Source organism: Flavobacterium sinopsychrotolerans (assembly GCF_900110375.1).
Classification (GTDB): Bacteria; Bacteroidota; Bacteroidia; order Flavobacteriales; family Flavobacteriaceae; genus Flavobacterium; species Flavobacterium sinopsychrotolerans.
On the sequence record NZ_FODN01000003.1, the window covers coordinates 320200 to 340836 of the forward strand.

Below are 20637 nucleotides of genomic sequence, written 5' to 3' on the forward strand. Positions count from 1 at the left end.
AAAATTGTTTCTTACTCCAACCTGCAATCCTTATATTTGCAATCTCATTAAAATTAACAGATGAAAATATCTTACAACTGGTTAAAACAATTCATTAAAATAGACTGGAAATCCGAAGAAACAGCAGCATTGCTAACCGATTTAGGTCTGGAAGTTGAAATTGTTGAAAAATACCAATCGGTGAAAGGCGGATTAGAAGGCATCGTTGTAGGACATGTACTTACTTGCATTCAACATCCAGATGCCGACAGATTAAAAATAACTACAGTAGATTTGGGTACTGGAGTACCTGTCCAAATTGTATGTGGCGCCAATAATGTTGCTGCAGGACAAAAAGTTCCGGTAGCTACTATTGGAACTACATTATATGACAAAGAAGGAGTCGCCTTTTCAATAAAAAAAGGAAAAATTCGCGGACAGGAAAGTCACGGAATGATTTGTGCCGAAGATGAATTAGGCCTTGGTGAAAGCCATGACGGAATTATGATTTTAGACGATTCTTTAGCACCGGGAACTCCTGCTGCAACCGTTTTCAAAATAGAGAATGATGAAGTATTCGAAATTGGATTAACACCTAATCGAGCTGATGCGATGAGTCATTTGGGAACTGCCCGTGATTTAAGAGCGGGAATGTTACAAAGCGGCGTTAGTGTTGAATTGATTACGCCATCCGTAAGCAATTTCAGAGTGGACAAAAGAACTTTGAAAATTGATATCGATTTAAAAGAACCAAAACTTGCTCCCCGATATTGCGGTGTAACTATTTCTGGAATAGAAGTAAAACCATCTCCTGCTTGGCTACAAAACAGATTGAAAGCCATTGGATTAAATCCAAAAAATAATATTGTTGATGTTACCAATTATGTTTTACATGAATTAGGTCAGCCGCTCCACGCTTTTGATGCTGCAAAAATCAACGGAAAAATAGTAGTGCAAACTCTTCCTGCGGGAACTAAATTTGTTACTCTGGACGATATTGAAAGAACCTTACACGAAGAAGATTTAATGATTTGTGATGAAAAAGGTCCTTTGTGTATTGCTGGTGTTTTTGGCGGAAAAAAGTCAGGAGTTTCTGAACATACCAATTCTATTTTCTTGGAAAGTGCCTATTTTAATCCTGTTAGCATCAGAAAAACGGCTAAAAGACATCAATTGAATACGGATGCCTCATTTCGTTTTGAAAGAGGAATTGACCCAACTATCACGGAATATGCTTTGAAACGTGCCGCCTTATTGATTCAAGAAGTGGCAGGTGGAGAAATCACATCGGATTTAATCAATGTTTATCCAAAAAAAATAGAAGATTTTAATGTGTTTTTAAATTTTAGTAATGTTGACAAGATTATCGGTCAGCAGTTACCAAAAGATATTATCAAGAAAATTTTAGTTTCATTAGACATTAAAGTAAATAGTGTTTCTGATGCAGGACTTGGATTGACAATTCCTTCTTATCGTGTGGATGTTCAACGAGAAATTGATGTTATTGAAGAAATATTAAGAGTATATGGTTACAATAATATTAATTTTTCAAAAAAACTTAATGCTACTGTTTTCAATGCGCCAAGAAATGAAGACTATAAAGTTCAAAACACAATTGCTTCTCAATTGAATTCACAAGGATTTCATGAAATGATGGCAAATTCACTGACTACGGCTTCCTATGTACAACTTTCAGATGTATTAAATGAAGAGTATAATGTGACAATACTTAATCCTTTGAGTGCTGATTTATCAACAATGCGTCAGTCTTTATTATTTTCAGGATTAGAAGCAGTGTCTTACAATATCAATCGTAAAAATGCCGATTTAAAATTATTTGAATTTGGAAAAACGTATCATAACTATCTTGCCGGTTACGAGGAAAAAAAGCACATGAGCTTATTTCTTTCTGGAAACAGAAATCAAGAAAACTGGACTAGCGTACAAAAAACGTCTGATTTCTTTTTATTCAAAGGATATGTATCTGGAATACTTTCAAGATTAGGTATTGAAAAGACACAAAACACACCGGTAACATCTGATGTGTTTTCAGAAGGAATAGCTATTGAAATTGGTAATGAAACGATTGTTGAATTAGGAGTAGTAAAAAAATCTATTTTAAAACATTTTGGAATAAAGCAAGAAGTTTTTTATGCTGATTTTGATTGGGATTTAATTTTAAAGAAAATTTCTACGAAAATTAAATACGCTGAGATTCCGAAATACCCTGAAGTTCGCAGAGATTTAGCCTTGCTAGTAGATCAAAATGTTACGTACGAAAGTATTTATAATATTGCCCGTCAAACCGAAAAATCATTACTAAAAGATATCGATTTATTTGATGTATACGAAGGACAGAATCTTCCCGAAGGTAAAAAATCTTATGCATTGAGTTTCACTATACAAGACAACTCAAAAACGTTGACAGATGTTCAAATCGACAAAATTATGAGCAAACTGCAAAAGAATTTTGAAACTGAACTTGGAGCAAGTTTAAGATAATTTCTATTTTTTTTCTATTATATAAAATCCCGATTCTAAAATTAGAATCGGGATTTTGTTTTTATATATTTTTAATTACAAATTCGCTACGCCTGTTTAACTCATGTTGCTCTTCAGTACAAGAATCCTCAGGAATACATTTTATGTTTTGGACAGTTTCTCCATATCCTTTAGCAAGAATTCGTTTGGAAGGGATTCCTTGTTCCAGAAAGTAAGTTCTTGTTGCTTGCGCTCTTCTGGATGACAAATTCATATTAAACGTATTATTACCTCTGCTATCTGTATGCGAACCAATTTCAACAACCATTTCAGGATATTTTTTCATTAATTCAACAACTCTGTTTAAAATAGGTTTTGAATCCTTCCTGATATACCACAAATTATAGTCAAAATAGATCGGATCTGTTTTAATAATTAATCTGTTTTTTTCTTTTACTACATCTTTTTCATTTGCTACAATTGCTTCTATTTTTTCTTTCTTCTTAGCTTCGGCTAAATCTTTGTCTTTTTTGGCAGCTATTACAAGATCTTTTTTGTTTTGCTCCTGTGCTAAAACTGCTTCTTTTTTCTTCAAGGCTATGGCAGCTAATTCTGTTTTATTCTGTTCATCAAGAATCAATTGCGCTGCTCTTTTTATTTCTTCCATGGATTTTAATTCCATTGAGGCATCATTCATTTTATTTCTTTCTTTGCTAAGAGCAACTATCTTGAAACTGTTGGTATAATTTTCTTTGGATGCATTTACTTTAAATTCTGTTTCACAAGAAACTGTAAAATTAAATGTACCGTCTGCAGAGGTTACAATTCTTTGCAATTCTATTGCATCAGAATTTTGTAAAACAACTACAGTATTCTCTAATGGTAATTTTGTATCTATATCTGAAATGATACCGGAAATAAATTGCTTACAATCCTCTATTAGTAATTTTTTTACTTCTTTTAAAGAATAAATATCATCACTACCCTTTCCTCCTAATCGATTGGATGAAAAATAACCTTCATTATACTCTGAATCTATGTAAAAAGCAAAATCATCATATCCAGAATTCAGAGGCAAACCTACATTTTCTGCTTTTAAGAATACGTCATTTTGCAACTGCGAAACAAAAACATCCAACGATCCATATCCTTCATGTCCATTGGACGAAAAATATAATTTATTGTCTTTTGAAATAAAAGGAAATTGTTCTTTTTTGGAAGTATTAATTAGATTACCTAAATTTTGGGGAGTACCATATGCATCACCACTTATTGATACTGAAAAAATGTCAAAAGATCCTAGTGATCCTGGCATGTCGGATGCAAAGTATAAAGTTTTCTCATCAGTACTCAATGCCGGATGTTCTGTAGAATAATTTTCACTGTTAAATGGTAGCGAAATTATGTTTGTCCATTTATCATTAACATATTGAGCCTTAAAAATTTGAAGGTTTGAAATTTTGTCTTTATTCTTACCTCTTCTTCCTTTTTTATAATTATTTCTGGTGAAATAGATTGTCTTTCCATCTTTGGTGAATACAGCGTTAGATTCGTGCATGGAAGTATTTATTTCTTTAGAAAAATAATTTACAATTGAATCACTGGAATTTATATTTTTCAAAGGAATTGAAACTAAATTCAAATACGTTTCACCATTCCATTTATACATTTTATCAAATAAACCTGCTTTCTTTTTTACTCCCGAAAAGACTAAATTCCCTCTCTCTGACACTGCTCCAAACTCAGAATTTGGTGTATTTATCCCTAAATTTTTTATTTCGAATCGATTACCGATAGCAGAAACATTTTCTAGATTGACTAGCTCTTTTTCAAAGTCAATCAAAAATTTTTGATCCGTTAATGAAGAAAAATAGTTTCTCATAACTGAATTTGCAGCTTTATAATTTCCAGTAGCTTTTAAAGTTTGGGAATATTTAAAATAATATCCTTCTTCTAAATCTTTATTATAATTATTTATCAATAGTTTATAATAGCGCTGTGCATTTGTAAAATCATTCGTGAAATAATAACTATCAGCCAAGTTCTTAATAACCGTTACTGAACTATTTTCTCGAATAATGGATTCATACAATGGAATAGCTACATTATAAAAAGTTCTATCAAAAAAACGATTGGCTCTTTTTAAATCTTGTTCTTGGGCGTTTATTAATTGTATTGAAAATACGATTAAAATCAGTACTATTTTTTTCATATTTTATATGTTAGAAAAATCTTGGCGATTTATCATATCCTTTACTAGATAAATCCAAATTAAACAATACAAAAATTTCATGTGTTCCAGAATTGAATTGCCCCAGATTAGACGTATTGTAATCATAGGCATATCCAACTCTGATGTTAGGCGTTGCTTTTACATTCATCATACCACTTACGGAATCTCCAAATCTATATGCAGCTCCAAATTCAAATTGGTCATTGTACAGAACGTTAGCAGAAAGGTCTAGCGAAATTGGTGCACCTTTAACATATTTTGACATAAAAGATGGTTTAAATTTGAATGAATGCGAGATATCAAAAACATAACCTCCAGTTAGAAATACATGAATATTTTCTGAACCAAATGAGTTAATTCCTGAACGTTCCTCAATGTGTTTTGTAGCAAGCAAATTAGGTGCTGATAAACCAACATAGTACTCTTCCGTGAAGTAAAATGCTCCGATACCAATATTTGGCATGACATCATTAATATTTTCAGAAAATGCTAAATCTGTTGCAGCGTTGCCACTTTCAAAAACAAACCCATTAAAATTAGTTGTTAAGGACGTGAAACCCGCTTTTAATCCTAGAGATAATTTATGATTATTATTGAATTCTAACAAATAAGCAAAATCCGCAAAAAAGTTATTCTCTTTTTTAGCACCGTCTCCAATATCATCCGAAATTAATGAGAAACCAACTTCAACTTTTTTATTTACTGGCATATGGGCAAAAAGAGTCAATGTTTTTGGGGCGCCAACAGCTCCTACCCATTGCGTTCTATATAAAGCTCCAAGATTTAATGTGGATTCAACTCCTGTGGCATACGCAGGATTTAGCACACTCATATTGTACATATATTGTGTGTATTGTGGATCCTGTTGTGCTGATGCTTTAATTATAATTAAGAAAAAACTTAAAAATAGTAGTGTTTTTTTCATTTAAAATTTGTTTTAAATTGTAAAGAACCATTAACGATTTAAATAAAGTCGTCCTTGTTTTGGTGAAGTGTTACCTTTATTAAAATTGATAACATAAAAATAAACTCCATTTGGTGCTTTTCCATTGATGTCAGTACTAGAATCCGATGCTGTCCCGTCCCAATCCGGTTTGTTTTTATTTACGGTGTACATCAAATTTCCATATCGATTGAAAATTTCCAATGTATAATTCGGATATAAAAAATCAATATCTGGAATGCTAAATGTTTCATTTACGCCATCCCCATTTGGTGAAAATCCATCGGGTATAAAGAAATCAGCCGTAACATTACAATTTGTAAGGGATACAGTAACTTGTAATGGATTTGTTGACAAACAACTATTAGCGGTCGTAGAATCAAATCCGTAGTAGATACCGTTATCTTGAAGCAATGTAGTGGCAGAAAATTGATTTCCACTTACTGCGGCATCAAACCAAACTAAAGTACCGTTAGTAGCAACATTATCTGATAAATTTTGAATTGTAGGATTATCTAATCCACAAAAGTTTTCACCATCTTGATTTAAAATTGGTGTTGGCAATCCATTTATTACAATTGCTACCATTTCTAGCCCGGATTCACATCCTGTAACAGAATTTATTTCTTTTACATAATAATTACCTGATACCAAAAGTGAACTACTATTTAGAGCAGTCGTACTTGTCAATGAATTATACCATCGGTATTGCGAACCATTTGGAACTAAGTTGGCAACAGTAGCATTTTCAACTTTACAAAATTCCTGATTCGTAACTGTTGGATTGTTTGGTATTACATTTATTAAAAAGCTCTTAGAATTTGGATTTATTATTGCTGAGCAACCATTATTTACATTAGTAAGGTCAGTAATCGTAAATGAAGTATTACCTGTGTTAGGAAGATCAGTTACAGGCAGTACAAAACTAGCTTTTCCGGAATTCACTACTAAGGTTACCATTTGCAAAGCACTGTTATTAGCCCCTGAAAGAGTATAGCTTAAAAAAATAGATGTTAAATTCCCTAATCCTGAGAGTTCCACAGTGACAGGTTGATTTTGGCAAACATCTTTAATAGTAACTACTAAATTGGTTACATCTGGCAATGCTTTAACAACAAAATCTTTAGACAAGGTTGCCATATTGGTACAGCCGGTAGTGAGGTTTCTGATATTTGTAATTGCAATTGTTGTTGTACCAATATTTGGAATTAAACCTGCTGGTATAAAAAATGAAGTGAGTCCACCAGTAACGTTAATAATAGTCGATTGTGCCATGGCTACATTACTTCCAGATAAATTATAAACAATAGTATAATTTCCATCAGTAAGATTGGAAGTCCTAGAAAATTCTACTATGGCGTCAGAAGTTTGACAAACTGGAGCAATAGTAAGTGTAGCGTTATTGATTTTAGGAATTGGGTTAATTTCAATCACTCCCGAAATTAAGGGAATTATATTATCACAAATATTAAGTGATGTGCTACTGACAATATTAGTAACCGTGATAGTGTAATTTCCGGGAACAGAAAAATTATTAGAAGCAATTGGAAAAGTCAAAACATTATTTGAAAAATTTTGAATAGTTGTTATTGGCGATCCAATACTTGATATAGTATACGTAACGCTATAGCTTCCATCTGGAATATTCACAACATCTTTCAAAGTGGCTGAAAAAGCCGTTACTGCAATTTCATTTTCACAAATGGGTGCATTGACTATTAAAGTTGCTCCTGTATAATCGAGTTGTTTTTCAATGGTAATATCTACACTTGATGACTGATCGTCACAAACATTATTATCCGTGAATACTGTATAAGTAAAACGATATGTCCCAGGTCCTTTAGTATTATAAATATCTTGGATGTTAATAGTGGAATCAGTATCATCGTTATTGTCGATTTCATCTGTTATCGTTTCAGTCCAAATCCCGTTAATGTCCTCCCCTATTAATTGATCGTTTAAATTTAAATTGGTGTAAGCACTTAGTTCATTGGAACACAAATTCAAATCATAAGGAGTTCCAGGTTGTGGCGAACGATAAATTGTTACAAAAATTTTAACCTCTGGAGGTGCTGCACAAGAACCAATAGCGGGTATTGAATATGTATATTCGTAAGTACTACCAGGATTTAAATTTGTAGCATCTAGTATATTATTATTTAAGCCTACATTACTTGTATTTCCAACCCAAGTACCACCAAGTTGAGGAGCTAGAAAATCACCATTAAAAGCTTCAAATAAATTATAAGCTCGTTTGGTATTACAAATTGAAGCATTGGCACCCGGCACTCCTGTATATCCACCAATTGTTATGGTTATAACCGCCGTATCAGTACATCCTAATCCATCCGAAACAGTATATGTGTATTTATAGACACCACTTTTCTTAATTAACTGCGCATTAAGAATTCCCGTCGTTCTATTTAATCCTCCTGATCTATCATCATCTTTCCAAGTTCCGCCAGTAATATGCGAACCTAATTGCAAATTCAAATCTATAGTTGTACTAGATACGTTTGTAATATCGCAAATATTTAAGCTATTATCATCATTTCCAGCAATTCCGGAACATTGTGCATAGGCATCATTAGTACAAAAAAGAAAAAGAAAAAAAGAAAAAAAACAATAAAAGTCTTTAACTCTAATAAAGGGTAGTTTTATAATCATAAATGTTTCATTTTACCAAAAATAAACATTTTCATACAATTTTACATACTTTTTTTAAAAATTAAAATCCCTTAAATTTTTGAATAATAAGCACATTACATAAAATCCCGATTCAAAAATTAGAATAGGGATTTTACGTAATACAAAAGAGCCCTGTAAATAATTACAGGGCCCTTAAGATCAACAAATTTCAACCTCTATAAAAAAATTATTTTTTGGGCAATACAACAGCATCTATAACATGAATAACTCCGTTTGATTGGTTCACATCAGCAATTGTAACTTTAGATTTCCCACCATTTTCATCCGTAATATATAAATCTTTTCCTTTCATCCAAGCGGTCAAAGTTCCACCGCTAACTGTTTTTAGAGTCGCTTTTCCATTGCCCATTTTAATAGCTTTGGCGATATTCGAAGCATTCATTTTTCCGGCTACAACATGATAGGTAAGAATTGTTTGTAACATTTTCATGTTTTCTGGCATCAATAATGTTTCCACTGTTCCTTTAGGTAATTTATCAAACGCGGCATTTGTTGGGGCAAAAACGGTGAATGGTCCTTTACTTTGTAATGTTTCTACTAATCCAGCTGCTTTTACAGCTGCAACTAATGTGGTATGGTCTTTTGAATTTACTGCATTTTCAACAATATTTTTAGTTGGATACATTGCAGCTCCACCAACCATTACACTTTTTTGAGCGAAAGAAGTTGCTCCAAATACTAATGCAAATAATGCAATCGATAAAAATTTTTTAGTTTTCATAAAATCTATTATTAAAGTTATATAGATGCATTTACGCAGTTAGTTTGCTTTTGGTTTTAAAAAAACAGAACTATTTCACAAAGACCTGACAATCAATTTTATAAATATTTAATTTAATATGAATTTGTTATACTAAAAGTCTTGAATAGCCCCGATGGCAGGAAGTATCCTTTTTAGGGCTGCAGAACAAATACACAGTAGTAATTCAAAAGTAGTTCCGCACTAAAAAGATACTCCGTACAGCGGGAGGATTAGTTTTTATAAGTTGCAAGTTCTGCTCCAAAAAAATGAAACAAAAAGAGATTGTTCTTTTTTAAACAAAAAAAGCTCCGCAAATTGCGGAGCTTTCTATATTCAAAAAATCAAGAAATTATTTTTTCTCAGACTTTTCCATTTTAGCTTTCAATGCTGCTAATACATCATTATTGTCACCTAAAGTTGCTGCCGAAGCATTATTTGTAGATGCTGAAGATGAAGTATTTTCAGTAGCTGTTTTCACATTTTTCTCTTCTTCTTCACGGAAGATAGCAGTGTGAGATGCAACTACTCTTTTGAATTCTTTATTGAATTCGATTACTTTGAAATCAGCAGATTCACCTTTTTTCAATTTCTTACCGTCTTCTTTTTCAAGGTGACGAGTAGGAATGAAAGCAACGATATCATCTCCGAATTCTACAGTAGCTCCTTTGTCAACGATTTCAGAAATCTCACCGTTATGGATAGTTCCAACTGCGAAAGAATCTTCATACTGATCCCAAGGATTAGCAGTAGTTTGTTTGTGACCTAAAGATAATTTACGTCCTTCAACATCTAATTCTAATACTACTACGTCAAGTTTTTCACCAACGTTTACAAATTCAGATGGATGTTTGATTTTCTTAGTCCAAGATAAGTCAGAGATGTAAATTAATCCATCAATTCCTTCTTCTAATTCTACGAAAATTCCAAAGTTTGTAAAGTTTCTAACGATACCTGTATGTTTAGAACCTACTGGGTATTTAGAAGTAATATCAGTCCAAGGATCTTGAGACAATTGTTTGATACCTAATGACATTTTACGGTCATCTCTATCTAATGTTAAGATAACAGCTTCAACAACATCTCCTACTTTTACGAAATCTTGAGCAGAACGTAAATGAGTAGACCAAGACATTTCAGAAACGTGGATTAAACCTTCAACACCTTCAGCAACTTCGATAAATGCACCGTAATCAGCGATTACAACTACTTTACCTTTTACTTTGTCTCCAATAGCTAATTTAGCATCTAGAGCATCCCAAGGGTGAGCGTTTAATTGTTTCAATCCTAATTGTATTCTTGTTTTTTCGTCATCGAAATCAAGAATTACAACATTTAATTTTTGATCTAATTCAAGAACTTCAGATGGGTGGTTGATTCTTGACCAAGAAAGGTCAGTAATGTGAATCAATCCATCAACTCCACCTAAGTCAATAAAGACACCATATGAAGTAATGTTTTTAACAACACCTTCTAATACTTGTCCTTTTTGTAATTGACCAATGATTTCTTTTTTCTGGATTTCGATATCCGCTTCAATAAGCGCTTTATGAGAAACAACAACATTTTTGAATTCGTGGTTAATTTTTACCACTTTGAATTCCATCATTTTGTTTACATATACATCGTAGTCTCTAATTGGCTTAACATCAATTTGAGATCCTGGTAAGAAAGCTTCAATTCCGAAAACGTCAACGATCATACCACCTTTAGTTCTGCATTTTACAAAACCATTAACGATTTCTCCTGTTTCGTTAGCCGAAATAACTCTATCCCATGATTTGATAGTACGTGCTTTTCTGTGAGATAATACTAATTGACCAGTTTTATCCTCACGGATGTCAATTAATACTTCAACAGTATCACCTACTTTTAATGCTGGGTTGTAACGGAATTCGTTCAATGAAATAACACCTTCCGATTTTGCGTTGATATCAACGATAACGTCTCTATCTGTAATTCTTACAACTGTACCATCAACCACTTCTTCTTGATCCGTAGCGATAAATGTTTTTGAAACTAGTTCTTCGAATTCTTGTAAGTTTTTTTGATCAACTGCATCAATACCTTCTTCAAAGTTGTGCCAGTTAAAATTTGCTAAAAACTCTTCTTGTGATTTTACTTGTTCAGACATGCTGATTAAAAATTTGTATTCTGTATTCTCTCGAGTTTCTTAATGTGCTAGAAAACAACAGAAGTTGTTTGTATAATTAGTTGAACCCTAAAGGAAACTCTTATTCACCAAAAGGACTGCAAAAGTAACACATTTATCTTAAATAGCAAAATTTTACAGACAAGATAATCTATTGAGAATCAGGAGCGAAATAATTGGCTTTTTTTGCAGGTAAAGTTCTCGCTTTCCGCTATATTTTTTACACAGCTTCCAGCCTTCAAAAAGCTGGAAGCTATATAAAAGGATGCCGCTTCACTCGGGGCTAATTAATGTCAATTGGTTTTTCAACACAAAAAAAAACCGATAACTATTTTTCAGTTATCGGTTTTTTTTATTTTCATGCCACTTTTTAATGACTTATATTTTCAACATCTAAAGGATTATGTTTGTGCTTGAACAAAACTGCAAATGCAACCGCAATTATCAACGCGTAAATTGCAAAAGCCAGCCAAATCGTATGCCAGTCTTTCATTAAAATCACTTTACTGAACAATCCATCAGCTCCTATTGAATTCCCTTGACCAGTAACAAACTCTAACATTTTTGAATTTGTCGTTTCTGTTTCCAGAAAACCAGCTAACTCAGTTGTATTGTTAAATGATTTTGTGAAATATTTATCAATTGCCCATCCGGAAGTAAAACTTCCTAAAACCGCACCAAAACCATTGGTCATCATCATGAACAAACCTTGTGCTGAAGAACGATTTTTTGGATCCGTATTTGTCTCCACAAATAATGATCCTGAGATATTAAAGAAATCAAATGCCATCCCGTACACCACGCAAGACATAATAATCATCCATAACCCGCTTGTAGGATTTCCATAAGCAAACAATCCAAAACGCAATACCCAAGCCAACATACTAATCAACATCACTTGTTTGATTCCAAAACGTCTTAAAAAGAAAGGAATTGCAAGAATAAACAAAGTCTCCGATATTTGAGAAATTGACATGATAATCGTTGAATATTCCACAACGAATGAATCTGCATATTTTGGAAAATGCTTAAATTCATCCAAGAAAACATCTCCGTACGCATTTGTCAATTGCAAAGCGCCTCCTAAAAACATGGAGAAAACAAAAAACAAAGCCATTTTATAATCAGCAAATAACTTGAAAGATTCTAAACCTAATGTTTCCATTACAGAAGCATTCTCTTTAGACAAGCGTTGCGGTTTACATTTTGGTAACGTAAAAGAATAAATTCCCAAAAGTACCGCTGCTAAACCTGCTATATAAAATTGATACTCCGTCGCTTTATTTCCTGTTAAATTGGTAATCCACATCGCAACAATAAAACCTATCGTTCCCCAAACCCGAATAGGCGGAAAATCTTTAATAACATCTTTATTGTTTAGTTTGAGTGCCGTGTAGGAAATAGAATTACTCAAGGCAATTGTTGGCATATAAAAACACATTGCTAAAAGCATAATGTAAATAAAGGTTTCCGGAGTGGAAACTTGTGGAATATAAAATAGAACAGCAGCATATAAAATATGAAGAATTCCGTATAGTTTTTCAGCATTTACCCATCTGTCAGCGATAATTCCGGTCAGTGTTGGCATAAATAAAGAAGCAATTCCCATTGTTCCAAAAACCAACCCAAACTGAGTTCCTTCCCAGTTTTTTGTTCCAAACCAGTAATTTGCAATGGTAATCAACCAAGCTCCCCAAACAAAAAACTGAAGAAAACTCATTATTACCAATCTATTTTTAATTCCCATGAGATGAATTGTTTTTTTATTTTAAAAAATTTACAAGGCGTAAATCTACTATTAAAAATGAAATCTGCAAATAATTATATCGTTTTAGTAATTTCATTTACCAATTCTAAAACAAGCTCGAATTGTTCCTCACGATTCAAATGTGAATTATCAATTTCTACCGCATCTTCAGCCATGACTAAAGGAGAATCTTCGCGGTGCGTATCTATGTAATCGCGCTCTTCTACATTTGCCAAAACTTCTTCAAATGTCACTGTATCGCCTTTTGCAACCAATTCATCGTAACGTCTTTGCGCTCTTGTGGTTGCGCTGGCGGTCATGAATATTTTTAACTCCGCATCTGGAAAAACAACGGTGCCAATATCTCTGCCATCCATTACGATTCCTTTGTCTTTTCCCATTTCTTTTTGCTGTTCCACTAATTTGGCACGAACCTCAGAAACTTCGGCAACTTTACTCACAAAACTGGAAACTTCAATCGTTCTGATTTCGGTTTCAACATTCACTTCATTTAAATACATTTCTGCAAAACCCAAATCAGCATTGAATTTGAATTGCAATTTTATATCTGGCAAACTAGTAATCAAGGTTTGTTTATCAAAAGATTCCGCATTTATGTAACCATTTTGCATGGCAAAAAACGTCACGGCACGATACATCGCTCCCGTATCCACATAAATATATCCTAAATGATTTGCAAGTTGTTTAGCCAATGTACTTTTTCCTGTAGAAGAGAAACCATCAATGGCGATAGTAATTTTTTTATCCAAAATTTTAAATTTAAAGTTCTATGTTATATCAAAATCATTATTGAAAATTAATTGTCAATCCAAAAAGGCTTGTATTTCCGGCTAATGTATATCTGGAATACGAATAATTGAATTTCAATTTATTTAATTTGAGTCCGAAACCCAAAGAAACTCCGGAGAAATTCCTTTGTTCTACAAGGCGTAATTCCTCTGCTCTTCTAAAATTATATCCCACTCGCAGGTTAAATGCTTTTTTCGGAAAAAGTTCAACACCCACAATTACGTGTCGTAAAGCATTATTTATAAATGACACTTTTTCTTCAGTGGATTCACCATCAAAAGAGGATTCTGCTCTGGCTGGATTTGAAAAGGCAATATTCCATTGTTGCAAATTTTCTAATGTAAGATGCCACCGAATAGGAACGTTTTCCAATTCTTGTGATACTCCCGCAATGATTTCAAGCGGCAGTTTCTCATTTGTACCATTATAAGCTGAAAACTGAGTTCCAATATTTCGAATAGCCAACGCCAAATTTACATCGTTTCTTTCATCAATAAATAAAGCCCCAATATCAAGCGCTCCGCCAAAAGAATGATAGGTTTCCAAACTGGAAGAAATCAGTTTTGCACTCGCTCCTATATGAATATCAGTGTAGGGAATATTGTAAGCATACCCAAAAGAAAGGGCTATTTCGCTTCCTGTAAACTCTGATGTGGGCTGACCATTTTCGTCAAAGCCTTCAAAATTACCATAATTGACATAATTTACACCAGCCTGAAAAGTTTGCAAATGCCGGTCGTATGTATAGGCGTAAGAAGCCGTTCCATAAGTAACTTCTTTATAATAACTGCCATAATTCAAAGCCAGGTGGTTGTCCATTTCTGCATTTATGGTTGCCGGATTAAAATGAACCTGATTGACGTCATCATCATAAATCGTGATTACTTTTCCTCCCAAAGCTGCTTGTCTTGGCGAAGTAACCAAATTCAAAAACTGATAGGTATACTTCCCTCCTATTTGACTGTAAGAAACAGCACAAATAATAAGGAAACAGTATAGTAGAAGTTTTTTTAACATGCTTTAAATTGCAGTTGGTGTAAAATAAAAACGCAACTGCGAAGATAAAATTATAAATACAATAAATGGCAACTTTGAAACTCGTAATTGCAAATAAAAAATCCAAATTCCATCTCTTGAAAATCAAGTTTTGAAATTTGGATTTTTTGTATTTAGAAGTTGTATTTATTACAAATCCTTAGCGTTTTTTACTTTCTGATCGGTCAAAGCAAATTTTAATACTTCGCTCATTTCTTTCACATAATGAAAAGAAAGTCCTTCCAGATATTCAGGTTTTATTTCATCAATATCACTCTTATTTTCATGACACAGAATAATTTCTTTGATATTCGCTCTTTTGGCTGCCAAGATTTTTTCTTTGATTCCGCCCACTGGCAAAACTTTTCCACGCAACGTGATTTCTCCTGTCATCGCCAAGTTTTTCTTCACTCGTTTTTGTGTAAACAAAGAAACCAAAGAAGTTAACATCGCAATTCCGGCACTTGGTCCATCTTTTGGCGTAGCTCCTTCCGGAACGTGCAAGTGAATATTATATTTAGAAAGTATTTCTGAATCCAATCCTAAAAGTTTTGCATTCGCTTTAATGTATTCCAAAGCAATTGTTGCTGATTCTTTCATTACAGTACCTAAGTTTCCGGTAATAGTCATGGTACCTTTTCCTGGAGAAAGCAACGATTCTATAAACAGAATGTCACCGCCAACGGATGTCCAAGCCAAACCGGTCACCACACCGGCAACATCATTATTCTCGTATTTATCTCTTTCTAATCTGGGAACACCAAGTGTTTTTATAATATCTTCATCTGTAACTTTCTTGTTATACTCCTCTTCCATCGCAACAGATTTGGCTGCGTTACGGATTACTTGAGCAATTTTAGCTTCTAAACCACGAACTCCAGATTCACGGGTATATCCTTCGACGATTTTCTCCAATTGTTTTTTTCCAATGGTTAAATCTTTAGTTGTTAAACCGTGTTCTTTCAATTGTCTTGGAAATAAATGCTGACGCGCAATTTCTACCTTTTCTTCAATTGTGTAACCTGACATTTTGATGATTTCCATTCTGTCTTTCAACGCAGGTTGAATCGCAGCCATATTATTAGAAGTCGCAATGAACATCACTTTCGATAAATCATATCCCATTTCAAGGAAATTATCATAAAACGAATTGTTTTGCTCCGGATCTAAAACTTCCAATAAAGCCGAAGATGGATCTCCTTGATTGCTGTTGGATAGTTTATCGATTTCATCCAAAACAAAAACTGGATTTGATGTTCCCGCTTTTTTCAAACTTTGAATAATTCGTCCTGGCATGGCACCAATGTAGGTTTTTCTGTGTCCGCGAATCTCCGCTTCATCACGTAAACCACCAAGAGAAATTCTAACATATTTTCTACCTAATGCTTCTGCAATGGAGCGTCCAATTGAAGTTTTACCAACTCCTGGAGGTCCTGTCAAACAAATAATTGGGGATTTCATATCATTTCGCAATTTTAAAACTGCCAAATGTTCTATCATTCTTTTCTTAACATCTTCAAGACCAAAATGATCTCTGTCCAATATTTTTTGGGCTCTTTTTAAATCAAAATTATCTTTTGAATATTCGTTCCAAGGCAATTCTAAAAACAACTCTAAATAGTTTCTTTGAATTCCAAAATCAGGTGCTTGCGGATTCATGCGTCGCATTTTAGACAATTCTTTATCGAAATGTGTTTTGGTTTTCTCATCCCATTTTTTGGTCAAAGACTTTTGCAACATTTCGTCCATTTCCTCTTCCTGAGAAACGCCACCCAATTCTTCCTGAATGGTTTTCATTTGTTGGTGCAGGAAATATTCACGTTGTTGTTGATCTAAATCAAAACGAACTTTAGACTGAATATCATTTTTCAATTCGAGTTTTTGCAACTCAATATTCATATAACGAAGCGTCTCTAAAGCTCTTTCTTTCAATTCATTAATAGCCAACAAGTCTTGTTTCTCTTTAACAGAAAGATTCATATTAGAAGTCACAAAATTGACTAAAAATGATTGGCTTTCAATATTCTTGATGGCAAAAGTAGCTTCACTGGGAATGTTTGGACTTTCTTTGATAATCTGAATGGCTAATTCTTTGATTGAATCCAGAATCGCTACAAATTCAGTATCATTTTTCTTAGGTCTTTTTTCAGGAACTTCCTTGATTTTCGCAGTGATATAGGGCGTTTCATCAATAACAGCATCAATTTCGAAACGTTTTTTACCTTGAAGAATTACCGTTACATTCCCATCAGGCATTTTTAGCACGCGCAAAATACGGGCAACAGTACCTATTTTATGAATATCATCTTTGGTTGGATCTTCATCTTCTTCATTGATTTGAGCAACAACTCCTATCGTTTTACCGGCAGCATTAGCGTCATTGATCAATTTGATTGATTTATCACGTCCCGCAGTAATTGGTATCACAACTCCAGGAAATAAAACCATATTTCGCAAAGGTAAAATAGCCAATAATTCCGGTAATGCCTCATTATTCATTTCCTCCTCGTCCTCGGGAGTCAAAAGTGGAATTAAATCTGCTTCCGAATCAAATTCCTGAAGTGACAGATTGTCAATAGTAAGTATTTTATGATTTGACATATTTTATTTAAGTCTTTTTGTCATTAAAAAATTCATTATTTAAGCAAATATAAGGTTTCAAAATAGTCTTTTTATATAAAATCTAAGTTTAATCCTCATTATTAGCATAACGGTAAAAGAGTCAATCTCTGTGCCAAAATATAATCTTTTATCCTAATTTTCCATTAGAAAGAGATATTTTAGACACAACAAATAATAGCCAAATAAAACAATTCAGAACACATCATAAGAAAAAATATAGTTTAATTTTAAAAACTGTAACAAATGCAAAAATATCAAGTCCTTATAATAAACTAAAATCAGCTGTTTGAGTTTAACCAACTATAATATCGAAGAATTAATCTTGCTTTGCAGGCAAAAAAATCAAAAAGCACAGTGTGAGGTTTACAATCGCTATGCAAAAGCGATGTATAATGTGTCGTTTAGGATTGTCAAAGATGTCCATTTTGCTGAAGATGTAATGCAAGAAGGTTTTTTAAAAGCATTCACTAAAATAAACGACTATAAACAAGAAGTTGCTTTTGGCGCTTGGTTAAAAAGAATTGTGGTGAACTGTAGTATTGATTTTTACAAAAAAAATAATCAATTCAAACCAGAAGATTTTGATGCCACACTTTATAAAATTGAAGAAAAGGAATCCGCTATAACTGAAATTACAAATTTCAATGAGTTAAAAGTAAAACAAATTTTAGAGGTCATCAACTCTTTGAAATACAATTACAGAATGGTTTTAACTTTATTTTTTATTGAAGGTTATGACCAAGAAGAAATTAGCGAAATACTTAATATAAGTTATGCCAATTGCAGAACTACACTGAGCAGAGCCAAAGATTGTTTAAGAAAAAAACTAGAGGAAATATGAAAAAGGAAAATAAAAAACTAGAAAAATTATTTGACAAATTTGAAAATCAATGGGACATCCAGACTCTTGATTGCAATCATGAGGAACGGTTTTTACAAAAATTAAAATCCAAAAAATCGAATTGGAAACATTTCGTGTCTATTGGTATTGCTGCTTCTATCGTAGTTATGTTAGGACTTTCATTATTCAATACTACTCCTAAAAAAACAGAAGAGTTGCGATTTGCATCAAGAGAAACTAAACAAACAGATTCTATTTTTACCGTTTTAATTGAAAATGAATTAGAAAAAATAAAAGAAAAAAAATCATCTGAAAATGAAAAAATAATTTCCGATGCGCTCAAGCAAATGAGAACATTAGATAATGATTATGAAAAAATAATTAAGGAATTAGAAACAAATGGAGAAAGTAAGCAAATTATTAATGCGATGATCAGCAATCTTCAAACGCGAATTTCTTTTTTACAAAATGTACTGTTACACATTGAAAACAATGAAAAATTAAAAAATATTTCTGATGAAAAAACAATTTAAACTACTCTTATTAGTCGTTTTAATTCCATTTTTAGGATTTTCCAATGATCCTGATTACATTCATACCAAACAAAAAATCATAAAAAAAGCCTATTTCGTCAATTCAGATGCGGGTCTTTATATCGATAACTCATACGGTAATATTTCAGTTACGACTTGGGATGAAGATAAAACCGAATTGGATATTGTCATAAAAGTGAGCGGTGATAACGAAAAATGGGTGAACCAACGCATCAACGATATTGATGTTGATATAATAGCGCTGAAAGGAATGATTACTGCAAAAACCATTCTGGGAAACTCCAGTTATAAGAGTAATGGTAAAAACAATAGTTTTCAGATCAATTATACACTCAAAATTCCAAAAAACGGAAGTGTAAAACTTCATAATAAATACGGAAATATCAATACTTCAGACTTATTCGCTGAAGCTGAAATTAAATGTAAATACGGCAAAATAGCATTAGGTCGATTATCCGGAAACTCCAGTAACATACAAGCTGAATATTGCTCTAACTCGACTATTTCATTTTTAAAGAATGCAATCATTACAGCAAAGTATTCAAATTTGAAAATTGGAGAAGTCACAAAACTAGATTTGGCTTCAGATTATACGGATGTCGATATTCAAGAAAGTGATGTCGTTAAATACATCAGTAAATACGGAAATATTAAAATTCAGAATGTAAAATCGTTAGATGCAACCGGTAATTATTTAACCCTTAAAGTTGGTGAATTATCCAATACTTTAAAACTGTCTACAAAATACAGCAATGTAACTATTGGAACTATAAATGCGAAAGCCAATACTGTAACTATTGCTGCCGGTTACACCGGATTAAACATTGGATTTGATGCTAATTATGCTTTTGATTTTAATGTGACTGTAAAATATGCTAATTTTAAATATGACAATGAATTAGAGATAAACTCTAAAGAAGACTCAAACAACTTGAAAAAATACAGTGGTTTCTACAAGAAAAAAGGAGTCAACAATGTCTCTATAATTTCAGATTACGGAAATGTAATACTAGTAAAAAAACAATAATCTTAAATCTTTACTTATGAAAAATTCAATCAAATTATTTGTTAGTTGTTCAATATTACTAACTACAATGGCTAATGCACAATGGTCATCCAATCAAAAAATAAAAGGAAACGGCAAAGTAATCTCTGAAAAAAGAGCGACAACTTCTTATGATGGAATTGCAATAACTGGATTTTTTGACGTCGAATTAGTTTCGGGAAAAGAAGGAAACATTACTATAAAAGGGGAAGAAAATTTATTGCCTTATATTAAAGTTGAAGTTGTCGATCAAGTATTAAAAATTTCTACTGAAAAGAACAAATATATCAGTACCAGCAAAGGAAGTCAAATTATCATAATTGTCCCTTTCGAAAGCATTAATCAAGTTTCTTTGACTGGTTCAGGCGATGTGATAACTAAAAACAGCATTAAATCGAAATCATTTTCAGCTAAATTAACGGGTTCAGGTGATATGAATTTAGATGTTGAAGCAAATGACTTTGATGTTAACTTAAGTGGTTCAGGAGATATAGTTCTAACAGGGAAAACGGAAAATTTCAATAGTAATTTAAATGGTTCTGGTGATATTGATGCCGGTAATTTGAAAGCTAAAAACGCAAAGATTACCGTTTCCGGTTCAGGAGACAGTAAAGTTTTTTGCAATGAAAGTCTTCACGCCAGAGTTTCTGGTTCAGGAGATATTGAATACACGGGGAATCCAAAGAAAAAGGATACGAAAGTAAATGGCTCAGGAGCAATCTCGAAAGCTTAATTTTTAAAAGTAAA

The 20637-nt window shown here is 32.8% G+C and carries 14 protein-coding genes; 5 read left to right on the top strand and 9 right to left on the bottom strand.

What is annotated here, in order from left to right; all coding sequences use genetic code 11:
- The first annotated feature begins 60 nt into the window (after positions 1-60).
- Positions 61-2481 carry a phenylalanine--tRNA ligase subunit beta gene (gene pheT, locus BMX64_RS08340; protein ID WP_091170028.1) on the top strand — a complete coding sequence of 807 codons (2421 nt, stop codon included), beginning with the start codon at positions 61-63 and terminating at the stop codon, positions 2479-2481.
- 61 nt (positions 2482-2542) lie between these two features.
- Here the strand turns inward: pheT and BMX64_RS08345 are convergent, their stop codons facing one another.
- The 9 genes from BMX64_RS08345 to lon form a co-directional block, all read right to left on the bottom strand.
- Positions 2543-4672: an OmpA family protein gene (locus BMX64_RS08345; RefSeq protein ID WP_091170031.1), complete on the bottom strand. Its 2130-nt coding sequence runs from the start codon at positions 4670-4672 to the stop codon at positions 2543-2545.
- Between the two features lie 10 nt (positions 4673-4682).
- Positions 4683-5618: a PorP/SprF family type IX secretion system membrane protein gene (locus tag BMX64_RS08350; protein ID WP_091170037.1), complete on the bottom strand. Its 936-nt coding sequence runs from the start codon at positions 5616-5618 to the stop codon at positions 4683-4685.
- 30 nt (positions 5619-5648) lie between these two features.
- On the bottom strand, positions 5649-8303 hold the full coding sequence (locus BMX64_RS08355) for a T9SS type B sorting domain-containing protein (protein ID WP_091170040.1): 2655 nt from the start codon (positions 8301-8303) through the stop codon (positions 5649-5651).
- A 208-nt stretch (positions 8304-8511) separates the two neighbouring features.
- Positions 8512-9066: a fasciclin domain-containing protein gene (locus tag BMX64_RS08360; protein ID WP_091170044.1), complete on the bottom strand. Its 555-nt coding sequence runs from the start codon at positions 9064-9066 to the stop codon at positions 8512-8514.
- A gap of 370 nt (positions 9067-9436) precedes the next feature.
- Positions 9437-11218 carry a 30S ribosomal protein S1 gene (rpsA, locus tag BMX64_RS08365; protein ID WP_091170049.1) on the bottom strand — a complete coding sequence of 594 codons (1782 nt, stop codon included), beginning with the start codon at positions 11216-11218 and terminating at the stop codon, positions 9437-9439.
- Between the two features lie 388 nt (positions 11219-11606).
- On the bottom strand, positions 11607-12983 hold the full coding sequence (locus BMX64_RS08370; protein WP_091170052.1) for a nucleoside permease: 1377 nt from the start codon (positions 12981-12983) through the stop codon (positions 11607-11609).
- 74 nt (positions 12984-13057) lie between these two features.
- Entirely contained in the window at positions 13058-13753 is a 696-nt protein-coding gene (gene cmk / locus BMX64_RS08375) for a (d)CMP kinase (RefSeq protein ID WP_091170056.1), read from the bottom strand.
- Between the two features lie 37 nt (positions 13754-13790).
- Positions 13791-14810 (bottom strand): type IX secretion system protein PorQ, encoded by a 1020-nt coding sequence (gene porQ / locus BMX64_RS08380; protein ID WP_091170060.1) that lies wholly within the window; start codon positions 14808-14810, stop codon positions 13791-13793.
- A 168-nt stretch (positions 14811-14978) separates the two neighbouring features.
- The gene (gene lon, locus BMX64_RS08385; RefSeq protein ID WP_091170063.1) at positions 14979-17429 is read right to left on the bottom strand and encodes an endopeptidase La; all 2451 of its coding nucleotides are present in this window, start codon (positions 17427-17429) and stop codon (positions 14979-14981) included.
- Positions 17430-17736: 307 nt separating this feature from the next.
- On the opposite strand from lon, the gene BMX64_RS08390 reads away from it, so the two are divergent.
- The 4 genes from BMX64_RS08390 to BMX64_RS08405 are packed head-to-tail and all read left to right on the top strand — an operon-like array spanning position 17737 to position 20623.
- A complete protein-coding gene (locus tag BMX64_RS08390) occupies positions 17737-18291 on the top strand; it encodes an RNA polymerase sigma factor (RefSeq protein WP_091170067.1) in 555 nt (184 codons plus the stop codon).
- The gene (locus BMX64_RS08395; RefSeq protein WP_091170071.1) at positions 18288-18824 is read left to right on the top strand and encodes an anti-sigma factor; all 537 of its coding nucleotides are present in this window, start codon (positions 18288-18290) and stop codon (positions 18822-18824) included. The genes BMX64_RS08390 and BMX64_RS08395 overlap by 4 nt, the downstream gene beginning before the upstream one ends.
- Positions 18808-19872 (top strand): hypothetical protein, encoded by a 1065-nt coding sequence (locus tag BMX64_RS08400; protein WP_091170074.1) that lies wholly within the window; start codon positions 18808-18810, stop codon positions 19870-19872. The genes BMX64_RS08395 and BMX64_RS08400 overlap by 17 nt, the downstream gene beginning before the upstream one ends.
- 16 nt (positions 19873-19888) lie before the next feature.
- The gene (locus BMX64_RS08405; RefSeq protein ID WP_091170077.1) at positions 19889-20623 is read left to right on the top strand and encodes a head GIN domain-containing protein; all 735 of its coding nucleotides are present in this window, start codon (positions 19889-19891) and stop codon (positions 20621-20623) included.
- Positions 20624-20637: the final 14 nt, after the last annotated feature.